The sequence below is a fragment of the Pseudomonas putida NBRC 14164 genome, from assembly GCF_000412675.1.
In the GTDB taxonomy this organism is placed as follows: Bacteria; Pseudomonadota; Gammaproteobacteria; order Pseudomonadales; family Pseudomonadaceae; genus Aquipseudomonas; species Aquipseudomonas putida.
Genome location: NC_021505.1, coordinates 3404058 through 3420086, shown reverse-complemented (window position 1 = coordinate 3420086; position 16029 = coordinate 3404058). Strand labels below are relative to the sequence as shown.

The following is a 16029-nucleotide window of genomic DNA, read 5'->3' as shown; positions in this document are numbered from 1 at the left end:
CACAAGCGTCAGGGTGTGGGAAGCCAAGTTGGACAAGGTGTCACAGCAGGGAGGCCCGGCTGGGCAGCGCAGGGGCACGGCCCGACCGGGGCCGATCAACGGCTGGCGACTGCCTGGACTTGCTTGAGCCAGGCTTCACGCTGTTCCGGCTTGGAGCCCAATACCGGACCGAAGGTCAGGGTTTTCAGGGGTTTTATGCCGCAGAACTCCAGGGTGGTCTTGCGCATTTGGTGCAGGCCCGGCATGCGATACACCCACCGGTAGTACCACGGCGGCGTGTCCATGGTCACCAAAAGGTGAGCCGTGCGGCCCTTGAGCAGCTTATCCGGGAAGGGCGAGCCCTTGCGGTACTTGAAGGCAAAGCCGGGCAGAAACACGCGGTCGAAGAACCCCTTGAGCAACGCCGGAATGCCGCCCCACCAGATCGGGTACACCAATGTCAGGTGTTCGGCCCAGGTAATGTCGTTCTGTGCGTTGATCAAATCGGGCTCAAGCAACTGGATCTGGTTATAGCCATCGTGCAAGACCGGATCGAAATCCAGGGTGTCCAGGCGTAGCAGGCGCACCTCATGGCCTGCTTGCGTGGCAGCCTCGACATAACGTTCGGACACAGCGCCGCAAAAGCTGTCGTTCGAAGGGTGGCCGAGGATTACAAGCATGCGTTTGCGCTTCATGACAAACTCCAGGTAATGAAGTGCCAAGGGTAAAGTCTGCCCCTTACGGTAGAGTCAAGCCTTGCCGGTCAGTGGTAGAGACAAACAGTCCAGCAGCGCTCGGCAAACCGTCGAAGAGCGGGCGCAGAAACGCAATGTGCGTTGAGCCCGCACTCGCACTTGCAAGCTCCAACCGGCTTGAAGGGCTTGCGGCTCAAGATAGACGGCGAGGGCACTGTTGGCGTTGACGGCGACATAAGCGTGGCTGAGGGTGTCGTTGAACGTCAGGGGGGGCGAGCCCTGTCAAGGCATGCTCGACCGGCATCACCAACACTGACGGGTCGCGATCACGCAGGGGGCATGCCGACCTGGGTGGAAGAGGTCAACCCGCAATCGCTACGAAGTGATCTAGCAAAAAACCAATCCGACCGTCGAAAGTGGGTTAGAGACTGTCAGGGTCGCCGAAGAACATTTTTACTTGGCTCTAGGGCGGTAGTTTCAGGATGGAGTTTTGACGCTGTGCCCCCAATTTTGCCCCCAGTCGCGACGGGTGCGCAGACGATCAGCATTGGCGATTTCTGAAGCGGAGCAAGGTGGTCGTTGATGGCTTTCAGTGTACTGCAGGCTGGGATGCATAAGGGATAGCCGGATGATTGGTTAGCTAGGGCAGGGGATTGGTGTCTGGCAGGCCTACACCACGCCAGCTCTTCGCTGGTAGCATGTAGCCATTAGCTAGGCAGGCTAATCCTCATCCTCCAATCGGGTACCCGTAATGGTCGTTGAAGCAGGGAAGTACGCAGACGTCTATCGCAGTTGGCAGCAGCATCTGTTCAATTTCAATCTGGATGTGCGGGAAACCCAGACGCCGGGTTTGCGCAAGCCGCAACTGGCTGCGCTGTATGCCGCCCTGGGGCACTTGGTGATGGCCCCCCCACGACCGCAACAATCGTAATGCCGACCGGCACTGGCAAAACCGACACCATGCTCGGGTTGCTGGTCGCCGGGCGATTGGCGAGGACCCTTGTGCTGGTGCCCTCTGACGCGTTGCGTTCCCAACTGGCCGACAAATGCCATGAACTGAAGAAGTTGCGGGAGATCGGCGCCGTTTCGGCTACCGCACTCAACCCGGTGGTGCGGGCTATCGGCTCAGGTCTGGCCGCTGACGAGGTCCAACAGCTGGCTGATGCCAATGTGATCGTCGCCACGCCGCAAGCGCTACAGCGTTTCGACCAACCGGCCTTGGAGGCCTTGGCGGCGTTGTGTAGTCACCTGATCATCGATGAAGCGCATCATGTGGCCGCCCTGACCTGGGACAGGGTGAAAACTGCGTTCAAAGACAAGCCCTGCCTGCAATTCACCGCCACTCCGTTCCGGGAGGATAACCAGCCGTTGGATGGCAAGATCATCTACAACTACCCGCTGAAGGATGCCCAGATCGATGGCTACTTCAAGGCGATCGAGTTCCATCCGGTGCGCGAGTACAACCTGGAACTGGCCGACCAGGTGGTGGCTGACAAGGCGGTCGAGCTGTTGCGAAACGACCGCGCGCAGGGGTTCAACCACCTGCTGATGGTACGTGCCCGGTCGCAAAAACGTGCCGCCGCACTGTTTGAGCTGTATAAGCAGCATGAGGATCTTTCGCCCATCCTTATCCACAGCAAAGTGCCGAACCGGGCTAGGCTACTGGGTGAAATCGTCGAGAAGAAATACAAGATCATCGTCTGTGTGGACATGCTGGGCGAAGGCTTCGACTTGCCGGAGCTGAAGATTGCGGCCATCCACGACCAGCACCGCAGTCCCGCCGTTACTCTGCAGTTTATCGGTCGTCTAACACGAGTCGATGATACGCTCGGTGACGCCAAGTTCGTCTCCAATATCGCCAACCAGAAAGTCGATTACCAGATGGCGGTGCTGTACAAGGAAAGTGCCGACTGGAGTGCGGTGATTCGCGATGTCAGCCAGGACAAAATCGCCCGCGAGATCGAAAAGGAGACATTCACCGAACAGTTTCCTGAGGATGCCGATGCCGAGGACATTTTCGGCTTGAACCCCAACCCCAAGATCAGTGCGGTCGCCTACCACGTGGAGCTTGACGACTGGCGACCTGAGAAGGCCAAGCACTTCTCGCAGAAGAAAGAGCCGCTGCAGCTCCTGTCCATCAACGACGAGGCCGACACCATCATCATGGTGACGCGGCGCGAAATGCCCGTCGGCTGGGCGCAGACGTCGACGATCATGGACACCAACTGGATCCTCTGCCTGGCGTACTACCATGAGTCCGACAAGACGCTGTTCGTCCATTCTTCCGGGGATGAGTCGCAAGCGAACCGTTTCCTGAGCCTGATCGCCAAGGATTCCCGGCGCATCAGCGGCGAGTCGACCTTCCGCACCCTACACGGCATTAAACTCATGAAGCTGCAAAACGTGGGCCTTTCGCGCATGCGCAAGGATCTGCGTTTTACCATGCATGTTGGGCGCGACATTAATACCGTCATCAGTGAAATCGAGAACGGCACGGCGAGAAAGTCCAACATCTTCGCCACCGGCTACGAAGATGGCCAGCGCACTACCGTTGGCTGTTCGCACAAGGGCAAGATCTGGGAGATGAACGCTTCCAGCATCAACGACTGGATCGAGTGGTGCAAGCGTGCCTCGCACAAGCTCAACGACGCGACGATCAACCCGTCCGAAATACTCAAGGATGTAATTCGCTCGGAAAAGATTGAGGGGGCGTGGCCGACGGGGTTGTTCTATGCCGATTGGCCGGCGTCGATCTTGATTGAAAATGAGCAGAAGATTTCGCTGGCGTACGTGGCTGAGGTGTTCAACTTGCTGGATGTGGAATTGGGCAAGCCCCAGCGAGTAGATGCATTGACCATGCAAGTGCCCATCAGCGCAACGACAGTCGATGGTACGGCGCGTCAATTACCGGATATCACGATCCGACTGTTGGATGACGCCTACAAATTTTCCTGCCCAGGGGTCAAGATCGTCTCCGCTGAAGAGAGCTCGTTCGAGCAGTACCTGGATAGCAACCCGCTTGTACTACTGGCCGTCGATGGTTCGATGGTCGAAGGCAACTACCGCTACTACTCCCCCAACAGTTTGGACCTAAAGCTGCCGGTCGCCTTGATCGAACCGTGGGACTGGGGCACGACCCAGATCCACAGCGAGTCGATGAGGGCGGAACGCAACCCGGACACAGTTCAGGGGTTCACTTATAGCAAAATCGAGAACGATTACACGTTCATTTTCAACGATGATGGCGCCGGCGAGATCGCCGATTTGGTGGCGATCAAGGAAAGCAAGGATGCCATCTTTGTCGACCTGTACCACTGCAAGTACTGTTCTGGCGCGGATCAACCGGGCGCCCGAGTGTCCGACGTCTACGAGGTCTGCGGTCAGGCATCACGCTCCGTGAAGTGGCTGCACACCGAAGAAAAGTTCTTTAACCGATTGCTGGAGCGCTATCAGTACTCGTTGTCAAAAGGGTTTGACAGGATCCTCAAGGGCGAACCCGTCGATTTAGAGCTGCTGCGCAATAAGTGCCACGATCACGAGATGATTTTCCGTTTTGTGATCGTCCAACCAGCCATATCGGCAGCCAAAATCTCCGCTGATCAGCTAGCTGTGCTCGGCACCAGTTACTCGTACATTAAGAGCGTATCCGGCTCGGATGTGAGAGTTATCACCAATGGTTAAAGTAAGGTTGCTACCGTCTTGCAGTGGAGAGGCTTCACGTCAATTGCAATCTGGGGAGTTAAAGAAGGCTATGGAGTTCAAGCCTGTATGTGCGCTTGCTATCCGGGTTCGATGAGATCGATGCGGCTAAACACTCGAGAGAATAATTGGTTTAGGTGGCAAAGGACGTATGGCGAAATTGCCAGTTAGAATAAATTATTTGATGGTGTTTTTTGAAAGTAAGGGTAGGGGTTGACGACAAAAGCTTCGTCATTCGGCTCTCTGCGCTCCATTAAATGTCTGAATTATGACTATTTTGTAATGGCTGAAATTTGGAGGCTCGATGAGAATTGAGGAGAGTTTTAATCCGATCAAAGATTTTAAATTGGAGGAGCTTGATGATCCAGATTTCAAGGAGGACTCTGTTAGGGAGGAAATTATTCTTCCTATATTGAGGTGCCTAGGGTACTCAGCTAGTAAGCCATATAAAATTGTTCGCAGTAAGCCGCTTGTTCATCCGTTCGTATCGATTGGTAGCTCTCGAAAAAAGATTACCTGTATCCCAGATTACCTTTTTGAAGTAAGTGGTAGGTATTCATGGCTTCTTGAAGCAAAGGCGCCGGGCGAAAATATCACTTCAGGGGCTCACGTTGAACAGGCTTATTCTTATGCTATTCATAGTGAGATTCGTGTGCCAATGTTCGCATTGTGTAATGGCCGGGAGTTTGTGCTTTTTAATGTAAGTAAGCCGGACCCTATATTGCATTTTGCAATGGCTCTGTTGCCTCAGTATCTAGATGAGCTGAAGAGGATTTTGGGTCCAGAAAACTCATTGAATTATGAGTTTAAGTTAGCAAAGGACCTTGGTCTACATCTCAAGAGGCTTGGCTTTCATAAGGTCGAGCATCTAATCTTCCCAGATGTTCCCATAAGTTTCATTGCCCAGCTTGATGGCAATATGTTCACAACCGGAAGTAGTACTACGTTGCCTGGTGGTGACAGCTATGTTGTTTCGCTAGATTTCGGGCTGAGCGCCCTTGCACAGTTGAAAGCTAAATTGCCCGCAGACGCAATGAAAACTCTCCTTGAGCGAAAATCCGAAGGAAGGTCTTGCGTCAGGTTTATAAATGCGTCGATATATACAACTGTGGATTGTCGTGTTGGTGAGAAGCTAGAAGAAAATTCAGATGAGATTTTTATGCCTCTCATTGTAAATAATTTTATTTGACGTGTTCTGTTGCTGGTGACGCAACTGACCTCTTCGGTGTGGTATTGAATTAGAGGAAAATGTCCGGCAGTCCACGCAGTTTTCGGAGGTATGGTCGTTGTAGACCGTTGGTTGTTGACAAACAGCCACGTCGAGCGCCCGGTACGGGCGCTTTCTTCTGCATGATGTGGCGCTGATGCGGAATTGCCCTACCTGCTTGGGCAAGACTGACCGTGGCATGAGTAGGTAGATAGCCAGCACAGACGGCCGCAGCTTAAGGATTTGCTTTAGCGCATAGTTCAGCTCAGAGGCCTAAAGGACGGCTTCACCGGCGCTGACTGCCGACAAGCTGCCTCCTGGTACAGCTTGCTCCACAGGAAAAGCTGGTTGGCATTGATACCGTTGCGCCTGGCGGCTACCGAGACGCTCTGCCCAGGCTCCAGGCTCTTGCGCACCATGGCAGCTTCTGCTCGGGGCTCCAGCGCCGGCGCCGCTCTTGACCAAGCACTTCGCCGCCACCCTTGCCGTTGCTGTTAGTCATAAAGATACCCATTTGCCAATAGTGCTAGGCGGGATGGCGGACTACCTGCGCGACCACCGAATCGAGGTGTTTCAGCAGTAATGCACGAGGTGTTGATCCGCACCCCGCTTCATGACCACGGAACGGAGATCATCCGGCGCACTTGCCCAGCTTGATGGTTTTGCCTAGGGCGAACAGCGTGCTGTCGATGTGCATCAGGTAATCCGCTGACTCTTTCAGTTGCGGGTCGAAGCATTCGGTTTTCAGCCAGCTCTTGTAATCGTTGATCCCAGAGACCTGGTTGTTGAGCAACGTGATCCGGCGGATGGAGTCCATCTTTTTTTCGTCGTTGCGATCGGCGCGCCATAGCAGGAAAGCACGCAGGACATGCTGGTCGATGATGGGCTCGCGCTTGTCGGCAAGGTGGCGGCCAAACTGGTGGAACACCTGTCCTGGGCCGTTTTTCCGTGCAGTGTCGGCATGGACGCCGCGCACTCCTTCGACGATGTGCGTCACCTTCGGCAGGTCGCCGTTCTTCCAGGCGACGGAATAGAGCAGCTTTTCCAGCGGTGACAGCGTCCTGGCGCTGATTCGGGGGTGGAGCTCGCCCTCGTCGGTCAGCAGCCCGTCGGCTACCAGGGTGGCAATCTCATCGCTGTTGATCGAGAGCCGCAGTTCCGGGTAGTCCTTACGGTCCAGTCGATTGACATGAAGGTCGGGGCGCTGGGAGACGATGGCCGAAAAATCATCGGCAGAGCGTGCCAGTAGAATGTCGGCGAACACCGCATCGACCAGCTTCAGGGCTTGGACGTTGTTCACCTTCAAGCATCCTCGCCGACGTTGTTGTAGGTCTTGCGGTTGACCAGCCAGGGCAATGCTGGCTGGCTGCGAACGTGCTTGTAGCGGCCCCTGGCGAATTCGTAGGTTTTCAGTTCCTTGAAATAGCGACTGCGCCCGTGCCATTCATAGGTCACGAGAAATACCAGCAATGGCTTGTCCGCGTGTTCCCATACGCCGTGTATGCGCTCCAGCGCCATCTGCAGTTCATTGACCCTGGTGTAGCCGATGAAGGTCTGAAACACTGCATCATCGGCGCGTTTCAGCAGCTTTTCGAACTCATTAATATCGGTATGGGCGCGTTTCCATTCCCATTCCACATAGGCCAGGGTTTGTTCCGGAAAACGTATGACTGCATCGGTACGGCCGCCTTGCTCGAACAGTGCGCGAGCGCCGAGCAGGGTCGCGCATTGCCTGACCACCAGGCCGATATGAATAGTCCAGTTGGCAGGGTTGGCCATGGAGTGCTCCTCTGTCACGGGAAAGTCGCGATACCAGAGGCAGTTGAAGAGGGTTACGAAATCTCGTTGGATGCGTTTCACCGGCATTCCTTGCATGGGGCGGAGGAGGGGGCATTGACGAGGCATTATGCCGTCATATTTTTTTACATTCGCGCGCATTTGTTCAGTGCGGCTAGTGGCGCGCTCACTACGACTCGGCCATTGATACGGGGTAGGGCTGAGGGCCCATATCTTCTTCAGTCCATTCACCCTCATCAATAGCCTGCTTGGCCTCAGGCTGGGGACATTCTTTTCAAACCATCCAAACAATGCCCTCAAATTTGCCCCAAATGTAGCAATTAGCTGGAAGTAAATGGCTATTCGAGGCTAGAAAAAGGCAGAAATGATCAGCTAACAAGCATGCGCGAAGTTCCTAAAGACTGTCAGGGTCGCCAAAGAACATTTGGGCAACCATGCTAATCAACAAGTTACGAGTGAGAAATTCAATTTGAACCCCCAGAAGTACCCCTTTTTGCGGTGGTTCCGAGCGGACGATAGTGGACGCACTGAGGGGCGGTGTTGAACGTGCTATCACTCACCAAAGCGTGCCGTTTACGCTCTGGGCTCGCCCCAGTCGCTACGCGTCGCAGCAGTCAGTGCATCCCAGTCATCAGGAGGCCTACCGCGGCCCAGCATCTTCTCGAATACGGCGTAGGGATCGGATTTGCTACCTGTGGACCACAGGGCATTTTCGTCGTTGACCCATGCATAGACGATGACCTTGGACCTTGAATCGTAGCGAAAGAACAGCCGAAAGCGCCTACCGATTTTTGCCCGCCGCCAATGTCGGTAGGCGGTGCCCAGCGTGTTGCCTCGGCGAAATTCATCACGGCCCGGGTCGGCTGGTACAGCTTCATGATCAGATGGCTCAGTGCCCGAAACAGCTTCACGTTGGCGTTGCTTTCAAAACCGTGCGGGTCGTTCTGCTCGGCTCGAGCGGCGGCTATACCGCCCATAAACCGTAGACCAAGGGCCAAATCGCTCAGGCATATCTAGCCAAGCCTCACATGAACTCTGTTCCCACCCGGTGCGGAGCTGGACCGCGCAGCTGCTCTGATAGCGCTTTTGAATGAAATGGCCGTGTGCCATTATCGCGTCCTTTAATCGTTCTCTCCGGGGACGCTGGCCGCCGGATCCAGTACAAGGACTGTCGTATGAACCAAGCCGTGAGTGAACGGCCGCTTGCCCCGCAATTGCCATTGGACGTGCAGGGCATTGCTGTCGCCTCCACGAGCCTCGACAACGTGTTCAATGGCAAGCGCATCCCCTGCAGCGACGGAGGGGTCATCTTCGGCCGGCTGCATCTGCCGGAGTATCAGCGTCCCTACCGCTGGAGCGAGGAGCAACTTGGGCGGCTGCTCGACGATTTGCGCAGCTTCTTTAGCAGCGATGCGCCTACGCATGATTTCTACCTGGGTAGCATCATTTTGCACCAGGAAGGGGGCGACGGACGCCAGCGCGGTCTGCTCAATATCATCGACGGACAGCAGCGAATCACCAGCCTGGCCTTGTTGCATTACCTTCAGCACGGCGAGAAGGGCTCGCCTGAGCTGAAGTTCAACGCGCCGGAGAGCCACCGACGCATCCAGTTGAATCTTCGTTGGCTGGAGCAGCAACGCCTGCCGCGGATCGACTTCACCCGTATCAACGTGACCCTGGTCGTGACTCGACGTGAGGACGACGCCTACCGCTTCTTCGAAACCCAGAACACCTCGGGCGTGCGCCTGGGCGGCGCCGACATCGTCAAGGCTTATCACCTGCGCAGTGTTGCCGCCGCAATGCAAGACGATTTCGCCCGGACCTGGGAGTCGCTCGGCGACCTCAAGCCGTTGGTCGCGTCCTTCATGAAGTCTCGGCACTGGCAAAGTTTGTGTTGGCGCAACGTCGCCAGTGATCGGGATCCGCTGCAAGAGCGCAAGCAGATCGTCACTGAGCTTGCCGAACGCACGCTCCCCGGTATCGGCGACATCGCTTATCGGTCTCTGCAAGTTCACCGTGATGCCTGGGGCAAGGAAACACAGGTTGTCCAGCCGGGCTATGCCATGCGCCAGCCTCTGGGCACCGGGGTCAATACCATGCGTGTTGTGACCTACTTCCAAGGCTTGCGCAAGACCTTGCTCGAGGTCGACAAGACGGCCAAGAAACCCACGTTTTCCTACTACTACAAGCGCTTGGTCCATGACGCGTGCGGCAGCGTGTTTCTCAGCCGTGCTTTTGATTGTGCGCTGCTGATGTACGCCAGCCAGTTCGGGACTTCCCGTTTGCTTGAAGCCAGCCTGTGGATGTTCCGGATGATCTTCTCCTATCGCCTGATCAAGGACGTCAGCGTCCGGGAAGATGGCGTGCAGGCGCATCTTAGGGACAACTCGTTGCTGGACTGGATTGCCAGTGCCCACACCCACGAAGAGCTGTTGAATTACTTACGTGACTACACCTATACGGTCAGTGCTGAACAACTGGACAAGAGCAGCATCAAGAAGCGCTTCGTGGAGTCGGTAGACTCGACGCTCAACCTGCATCTGCGCTGGCCTGACCCGCAGCGGGTGGCTGGTGAATATGACGCGCAGTTGCGCAGTGCCATCGAACGCATCAGCTGCGATAGACTCGCCTGCCAAGGAGGCAAGTAATGAACGCCCAAGTTCAGTCCCATGTCCAATCTGCCGCCACGCTGTGCGCGCAGGGCATATCGCTGGCCATTCCCTGCTACCAGCGCCCCTACGTCTGGCCCGGCGATGCCGTGGAAGAACTGCTCGAGCAGATCATCTAGGCCAGCGAATCGGACACGGACGGCCAGCCGGTGCAGGCTCATTACTTCATCGGGACGGTGCTGAGCAGCGTTGTGCCATCCAGCGCCAATCCTGCCGCAAGCATGACTTACGAACTCATCGATGGTCAGCAACGAATGACCACCCTAATGATCCTGGCGCTTGCCTTCTGTGCGTTGAAAACCGGCTCGCCGCTGCGATCGCTGGTGGTGCTTGGCGATGTTCCGCGCCTCACCTTCAATATCCGCGACGAAGTCCAGGCCCGGTTGAGTGCCTGGGCGGGCTTGACCGAGGAAAAGTCGCTGGACAAGGAGGATGCTGCCAATCCTTATCTGGTGCATCTGAGCGCCGCGCGCAAGGTTGCCAGTGATCGCCTCAAACGGTTGCGCGCCACCGGAGGTGAGCAGGCCTTGGAGCGGGTGGGCGACTACCTGTTCAACCAGGTAACGTGGGTCAACAACGTTATGCCGGCTGGCATGGACCTGAACAAGCTGTTTGCCACGCTCAACACCAGCGGCGTTCAGCTTGAGCAGACGGATATCCTCAAGGCTCGCTTGATGTCGCGGATCAATCATCACCGCACTACGTATGAAGGTATCTGGCAGGCCTGCGAGGACATGGGCAACTACTTCGGAGGAACCTGCGTGATGTATTCGCCGATGTCCGCTGGAACCTGGTGGGCATCAATGACCTGCTGAGCCACTCCTTCGATATCTTCTCTCTGGATCGTCCTGCTGCTGGTCACACCAGAGGCCGGTCTATCGACGAAATCTCGTCGATGAGAATCCAGGCCGAGCAAATGGACGAAACCGGGGGCAAGGATGAGGCGCGCTATCAATCAATCGTCAATTTTGGCCTGTTGCTGATGCACGCCTACCGGATCTACCGCCACGCCCAGGGGGCTGAAGACATCGGTTTTCGTGTAAACGACGGTAACCTCAACGCCTGCTTCTCGCGCTTTGTTGAAACTGCCAGCGCAGCGCAAGCCAAGAAATTCATGGAATGCCTGTGGAGCGTGCGCTTTCAGTTCGACCGTTGGGTAGTCAAGTGGGTGCGCCTGGGCGAGGACGATGAGCGGACCTTGCGCCTGAGTTCGCTCAGCCCACGCAGGCGCGCCATTTCGGAATGGCGCACGCATATCGAGACGTCCGACATGAGCCAGTTACAAAGTGTGCGTTACTTCACCGGCGAGCGCAGCGCCCAGTACTGGCTGACACCCTTCTTGGGCAAGCTGATAAAAACGCCCGGCATAGGTGAACAGCAGGTGTTGAAATTGCTGGAAAACATCGACAACCAGCTTTCTCTCACGGAAATGACTCAGAAGGAGGCGAGTTATAAACTACTCTCCAGCGACACCGCCGAGCCCTTGCCAATCAAGGACAAGATCGTCTATCTGAAGGAGCACCACGGCACGAGCTTCGAGCACTACTGGTTCCAGAAGCTGGAATATATTCTTTGGCGGGAGCGGCGCTCGTTCGATTGGTTGCACTCGGGACGACTGCACTCGTACCGGATCACATCGAAGAACTCGGTCGAGCATGTGCACCCTCAGAACGAAGAATTCGGCAGCACATTGGACGACCACCTACTGCACGGCTTTGGCAATCTGGTACTGCTCAGCCCGGGGGAGAACTCGTCGTACAGCAATCTGGCGGTGATCAAGAAGCAGGCGGCCTTCCGCGTCAAACCGAAGTACGACTCCTTGAAACTGGCCCACATGTTCCATGTACTGGGCAATGGAGACGACTGGGGTCACACTCAGATCAATGACCATATTGACGCGATGCTGGCGCTTATAGAAGCGCACTACCGCGGCTGAGCCCGAAGTAGTGGATGCTGGTAACGATGATGTTCTTGAGGGTTGCAAACGGATGCACCGCAACGGCCTATGAGTGGAACTCAGTCACTGACTCTCAGGGATCGCCAAAAAAACATTTGGACTAGGCACACCAAGCGGCTATTCCATGATGGAAAATTAGTGCAGGCGATTTTCTATGGAGGGGGAGTGATTTTAATGCGCCTTTATGGCGATGGACCGAATAGAATTTCGAGGGGGGGAGTGGGTTGATGGTGAATGAATACGCTGAGTATGAAGTCCAGCGGGCATTGCATTACGTGTGTTCTGCAAATAATCCAAAGGATGCGTTGGAGCGCTTTCAGGAGAGAATCGAGCTGCTAGGCGATTGGCGGGTCATGTATGCGGCAGCTGAGTCGGGTGGGCCGTTTAGCTTGGTGCGGGAGCAGTTCTCCAAGAAAGGGTTTGTCTCGACCATGTTGCGCGGCAAGTCCGTCTGGATTCTGGACAAAGCCTTTGTCTTGTCCAAGACGCAAGTGAAATACACATTGGGCGGTTCGCTTTTTTTGGATTCGAATGCGGCCAGCTATATTCGAAAGCTGTCATATGCGGAGCGTATTTCTCCTGAGCTCGATGCAGTGCGTGCTGATCTGCATCGGACGTTTTCCGTAGATGATCTAGCTAGATTGAATTCTTACATCTATCTGTGTGAGGCGCAGAAAAAGTGGTCGCCTGAAACCCGCCAGTTCTGCAAAGAAACGATTGCCGCAGTGCACGCACTGTCGCTTGATAATTCCCCACTGAGTAAGGGTTGGGGGGAACGGTATCGCAGCTTATATCAAGAACAAGCCGAGGCGTTCGCCGAGGATTGGATTGAAGGATTTTCGCGTAGCTTGGAGGGCGGTTTGGGCGTCGCCTTAGCTCAGCAAGCCGCGGCTGCGGAGTGCATGATTTTGCGGGCCAGGATTTTAGAAAGCAGCGTCAAGGCATCACCGGAAGCGAAGATGGAGGCGTTGCTCAACTTCATACACGATGAGTTGCAAATCTTCATGCTACGCGAACTGATTGTTTGCGCCGACATCCTCTTCCACACAAAAAAAACGACGCTCTCGAAGAAACTGAACTCGGTCTTGGACAAGGAAGAACCTCTTCGGATCATCAATAACTGCGCCTGGGATTTGTACATGCTCAGAATCATGGAGTCGCTGTCAAATCCTAAAGACTTGAAGGGTGTAGATTTCTGCCTGGATCGATTGATCACCTTTGATCAGGATCTCGCGGATGTCATTTGTCTGACTGAGCTGCGCGCAGTGGCGGTTCATCTCGGTTCAAATCGTGCATACCCCTTCTTTAATAATGAGTTGACCGGCTGGCTGGCGGGGTTGATCGGGCACAAGCGGATGGTGGCTTTTTCTGAAAGCTTGCAGGAGGAAGCCTTTAATAAACGAGCGGATCAAAGAAGCCTGGATAATGTGCAGAGAATTCTAGCGGCAGATCGGCGTCGCCTACTGCAACTGGCAAAACGGTAAGTGATGGTTTGACTGGCGCTGGCTTAACTATCGTGTGATTCCCGGCGCATGTAAACAGGCCTAGGTTAAGTACGGCGGAGCCAGTAGTGATCACTCATAACCAGCCCAGCGGCGAAGCATCGCAGTGTTTTTTTTGTCGTTGCATCGGTTCAATACAGCGCAGTTTTTTCCGCTTATTTTTCCATGGAATGACTCTGTACAAAAAAGAATTGCGGTCTATCGAGCGATATGGAAGCAAATTACATCAACAGCAAGTTGTCTCCTTCATGCACGTAAGACGGCTAGATAGTTTCAGCAGCGATGCTGAAGGACATCTGACAAATGACATGGAAAGACTGGCTTGCGCAGCAAAGCCAATTAACGCGAGGGCAGCAAAGATGTTCGATCACGCCGAATTCCTGAAGAAAGAAGAACAGCAATCACACTCTTTCATATTTTTCGATCAAGGCCCACCCTATTGCGAGCTAGGATGGAAAAAATATAGACAATTCAATGGCCTGATAAATGAGTTCCTCCAGGAATTTGGAAAAATACATGGCGTAAAGGTCTATGTATATGAGTACGAGATAATTTTTGTTGAGGGTGCATTTTTATGGGGCTTCAGCTTTCTTGAATCGGACTGTAAGAAAAGAGCCGAATTAACCAATCTCCTATTAAGTGGGGTCAGGAAAATTATAGACTCATTCCCAAATATGAAAGGAAGGGGTATGTTAAATAATCATAGCAAAAACTTTTCACTACACCCCGATCTGGCAATGCACTATTCCGGCTTGGTTTTAAATGCTGAGTTTTCACTAGAAGCTTCGTACCGGCCACCAAAAGAAAAATCATATGAAAAAGACGATATCGATCTTGGTGTATTCAAGAAACCGATATCTGTAGTTGAATTCAAGAGGTTGATACAGGGTCCCCTATCTATAAATTCAAGCAGCGATTTAAGCTACATCCATGCGCCAGATGGGTTTTTCTCAAACAAATATCGGGCAAATAAATACCTGAGAGAAGAATTTTTGCCTATTAATTATTTTTTGATGAGGAGATCGATACCAGATCATGCCATTTTTGAACTTGGCACAGAAAAAGAGAATTTCGATGCTAAAATCACTGATGATGAAAGCAATCAAGAAATAATAATAGAGATCACCCTAGGGTGCCCGAAAAACGATTATCTTTTGCACTCGCTAGCTAGCCAGACGCACGACGGCACATTTCCACTAAAGACAATGGCGTACCTGAAGCAGGAGACCGATACTCTTGCCGCCAGGATTACAAAAGCCATCGAAGATAAACACGATAAAAACTATCAAGACAAACGTATCTTAATGGTAGTTGTGCCAGGTGAATACACATACCAAGGCGAGGAGTGCATAATCGAAGAGGTCATTGATGAAGTGCGCGATTCTGTAAAATTAAAGAAAGGAAATTTTACGGAGATAATCATGCTGTGCAGAATGAAATTCTTCACCCTTTTCTGAAATTAATTCATGAAAATCCTGGGGGAGATTTCTAGCATTGGCAGCGCACCGACCTCATGGTAAAGACAGTTGATTCAACGGATCAGCAGGCACTTTGGCGCACTTTGATCAAAGAGTCGTTATTCCCTGCAACAGGACATTGACGTTCTGCAGAGGTGGTAGGAAGACACCAAAAGCCGCCAGCTCAAAGGAAGGCGCAAACGCGCCCGTCTGCTCTGTGACATGACAAGGCAAACGACAGCATAGGTGACTGGGGATGCAGGCATGGCTAAAAGAACTACAAGCGATTGAAGTCGGCGGACATCCGCAATCGGAGGGGCGATTACATGTGCAGGGGTACTTTTGTACTGCTGTGTAAATTTCATACATTAGTGACTTCATGCGCTTCCCGCCATGCTCGTGCGAAGAGCTGCGACCATGTCTTTTCATACAGCTCGGGGCTATGAAAGCCCACGCCTGCGTCAAGCTTGCTGCCTCTGCCGAAGTCACCGCTCATGATCCATAGAGTCTTGGGTGCAACGAAGATGGCTTTGGCACCCAGGCCAGGATGCAGCGCGATGCGTATATCCGGGAGCGCCTGTTTGATCTTCTTCGCAGCTGATGCTGCGTTCAAGTGAGCGACGATGTGGACATCTGTCGGGCGTTTGCTAAGGACTCCAATGGCGTAGTCGGGATCCGGAAGGTCGGCGGTGAGAATACTCACTCGCCCGGTCATCTTGCGAAGCTGGCTCAGTCGGGTTGACCATGTGCTGGAGCCGAGTGACATCTTCGCGGCTTTGCAATCAAATTCGAACCCACCGTTATCCGTCGAAAAAACCATGCACCTTCGTCCTCGTTGCTGACAGCCAGAAAATTAGAATATCAGGATTAGATCGGAGCATGGCTTTTTGCCAACAAAATGCCATCACGCTACAATCGCGAAGCTATCGCCTTCTATAGCTGTATATAGATACAGTTGTGTGGCCTGGCTACACAAGGTACAGGGTTTTCGTGCCTGAATAGATTTTGCCGCTTTGGTAGGCGGATTGGCCAGGACGGCGCTCGATCTCCTCGCGAATCTGCACGCC

13 protein-coding genes and 2 pseudogenes are annotated in these 16029 nt (G+C 53.9%); 9 read left to right on the top strand and 6 right to left on the bottom strand.

Annotated features, from left to right (window positions below):
* Positions 1 to 95: 95 nt before the first annotated feature.
* On the bottom strand, positions 96 to 674 hold the full coding sequence (locus PP4_RS15165) for an NAD(P)H-dependent oxidoreductase (protein ID WP_003253953.1): 579 nt from the start codon (positions 672 to 674) through the stop codon (positions 96 to 98).
* A gap of 751 nt (positions 675 to 1425) precedes the next feature.
* Between PP4_RS15165 and PP4_RS29550 the strand changes: the two genes are divergently transcribed.
* The 3 genes from PP4_RS29550 (at position 1426) to PP4_RS15150 (ending at position 5562) form a co-directional block, all read left to right on the top strand.
* Positions 1426 to 1605, top strand: a complete 180-nt coding sequence (locus PP4_RS29550; RefSeq protein WP_016500074.1) for a hypothetical protein — start codon at positions 1426 to 1428, stop codon at positions 1603 to 1605.
* On the top strand, positions 1605 to 4355 hold the full coding sequence (locus tag PP4_RS15155; RefSeq protein WP_016500073.1) for a DEAD/DEAH box helicase: 2751 nt from the start codon (positions 1605 to 1607) through the stop codon (positions 4353 to 4355). The genes PP4_RS29550 and PP4_RS15155 overlap by 1 nt, the downstream gene beginning before the upstream one ends.
* A gap of 322 nt (positions 4356 to 4677) precedes the next feature.
* The gene (locus tag PP4_RS15150) at positions 4678 to 5562 is read left to right on the top strand and encodes a type I restriction enzyme HsdR N-terminal domain-containing protein (RefSeq protein WP_016500072.1); all 885 of its coding nucleotides are present in this window, start codon (positions 4678 to 4680) and stop codon (positions 5560 to 5562) included.
* Positions 5563 to 5856: 294 nt separating this feature from the next.
* On the opposite strand, the pseudogene PP4_RS28030 reads toward PP4_RS15150, so the two are convergent.
* From PP4_RS28030 to PP4_RS28025, 4 genes and pseudogenes are all read right to left on the bottom strand, one after another.
* Positions 5857 to 6082: pseudogene (locus PP4_RS28030) on the bottom strand (transposase); the annotation flags it as partial.
* A gap of 129 nt (positions 6083 to 6211) precedes the next feature.
* Positions 6212 to 6880 (bottom strand): hypothetical protein, encoded by a 669-nt coding sequence (locus tag PP4_RS15140; protein ID WP_016500070.1) that lies wholly within the window; start codon positions 6878 to 6880, stop codon positions 6212 to 6214.
* A 2-nt stretch (positions 6881 to 6882) separates the two neighbouring features.
* Positions 6883 to 7440, bottom strand: a complete 558-nt coding sequence (locus PP4_RS15135; protein ID WP_172488780.1) for a hypothetical protein — start codon at positions 7438 to 7440, stop codon at positions 6883 to 6885.
* Positions 7441 to 7950: 510 nt separating this feature from the next.
* Positions 7951 to 8354: pseudogene (locus tag PP4_RS28025) on the bottom strand (type II toxin-antitoxin system YhaV family toxin).
* 198 nt (positions 8355 to 8552) lie between these two features.
* Between PP4_RS28025 and PP4_RS15130 the strand changes: the two are divergent.
* From PP4_RS15130 to PP4_RS15115, 6 genes are all read left to right on the top strand, one after another.
* Positions 8553 to 10025, top strand: a complete 1473-nt coding sequence (locus tag PP4_RS15130; protein WP_016500068.1) for a DUF262 domain-containing protein — start codon at positions 8553 to 8555, stop codon at positions 10023 to 10025.
* Positions 10025 to 10165 carry a hypothetical protein gene (locus PP4_RS29270; RefSeq protein WP_016500067.1) on the top strand — a complete coding sequence of 47 codons (141 nt, stop codon included), beginning with the start codon at positions 10025 to 10027 and terminating at the stop codon, positions 10163 to 10165. The genes PP4_RS15130 and PP4_RS29270 overlap by 1 nt, the downstream gene beginning before the upstream one ends.
* A gap of 30 nt (positions 10166 to 10195) precedes the next feature.
* Positions 10196 to 10861: a DUF262 domain-containing protein gene (locus PP4_RS28020; RefSeq protein WP_016500066.1), complete on the top strand. Its 666-nt coding sequence runs from the start codon at positions 10196 to 10198 to the stop codon at positions 10859 to 10861.
* The gene (locus PP4_RS28015; RefSeq protein WP_049824897.1) at positions 10840 to 11982 is read left to right on the top strand and encodes an HNH endonuclease family protein; all 1143 of its coding nucleotides are present in this window, start codon (positions 10840 to 10842) and stop codon (positions 11980 to 11982) included. Before PP4_RS28020 ends, PP4_RS28015 begins: the two co-directional genes overlap by 22 nt.
* A 248-nt stretch (positions 11983 to 12230) precedes the next feature.
* Entirely contained in the window at positions 12231 to 13487 is a 1257-nt protein-coding gene (locus PP4_RS28010; RefSeq protein WP_016500064.1) for a hypothetical protein, read from the top strand.
* Positions 13488 to 13813: 326 nt separating this feature from the next.
* Positions 13814 to 14962, top strand: a complete 1149-nt coding sequence (locus tag PP4_RS15115) for a hypothetical protein (RefSeq protein WP_041167759.1) — start codon at positions 13814 to 13816, stop codon at positions 14960 to 14962.
* Between the two features lie 361 nt (positions 14963 to 15323).
* Here the strand turns inward: PP4_RS15115 and PP4_RS15110 are convergent, their stop codons facing one another.
* Positions 15324 to 15782 (bottom strand): hypothetical protein, encoded by a 459-nt coding sequence (locus PP4_RS15110; protein ID WP_016500062.1) that lies wholly within the window; start codon positions 15780 to 15782, stop codon positions 15324 to 15326.
* Positions 15783 to 16029: the final 247 nt, after the last annotated feature.

What these genes read in the sequence shown, in the direction of transcription:
- PP4_RS15165 (WP_003253953.1), bottom strand. Translation starts at nt 674, where the DNA reads ATGAAGCGCAAACGCATGCTTGTAATCCTCGGCCACCCTTCGAACGAC.
- PP4_RS29550 (WP_016500074.1), top strand. Translation starts at nt 1,426, where the DNA reads ATGGTCGTTGAAGCAGGGAAGTACGCAGACGTCTATCGCAGTTGGCAG.
- PP4_RS15155 (WP_016500073.1), top strand. Translation starts at nt 1,605, where the DNA reads ATGCCGACCGGCACTGGCAAAACCGACACCATGCTCGGGTTGCTGGTC.
- PP4_RS15150 (WP_016500072.1), top strand. Translation starts at nt 4,678, where the DNA reads ATGAGAATTGAGGAGAGTTTTAATCCGATCAAAGATTTTAAATTGGAG.
- PP4_RS15130 (WP_016500068.1), top strand. Translation starts at nt 8,553, where the DNA reads ATGAACCAAGCCGTGAGTGAACGGCCGCTTGCCCCGCAATTGCCATTG.
- PP4_RS29270 (WP_016500067.1), top strand. Translation starts at nt 10,025, where the DNA reads ATGAACGCCCAAGTTCAGTCCCATGTCCAATCTGCCGCCACGCTGTGC.
- PP4_RS28010 (WP_016500064.1), top strand. Translation starts at nt 12,231, where the DNA reads ATGGTGAATGAATACGCTGAGTATGAAGTCCAGCGGGCATTGCATTAC.
- PP4_RS15115 (WP_041167759.1), top strand. Translation starts at nt 13,814, where the DNA reads ATGGAAAGACTGGCTTGCGCAGCAAAGCCAATTAACGCGAGGGCAGCA.
- PP4_RS15110 (WP_016500062.1), bottom strand. Translation starts at nt 15,782, where the DNA reads ATGGTTTTTTCGACGGATAACGGTGGGTTCGAATTTGATTGCAAAGCC.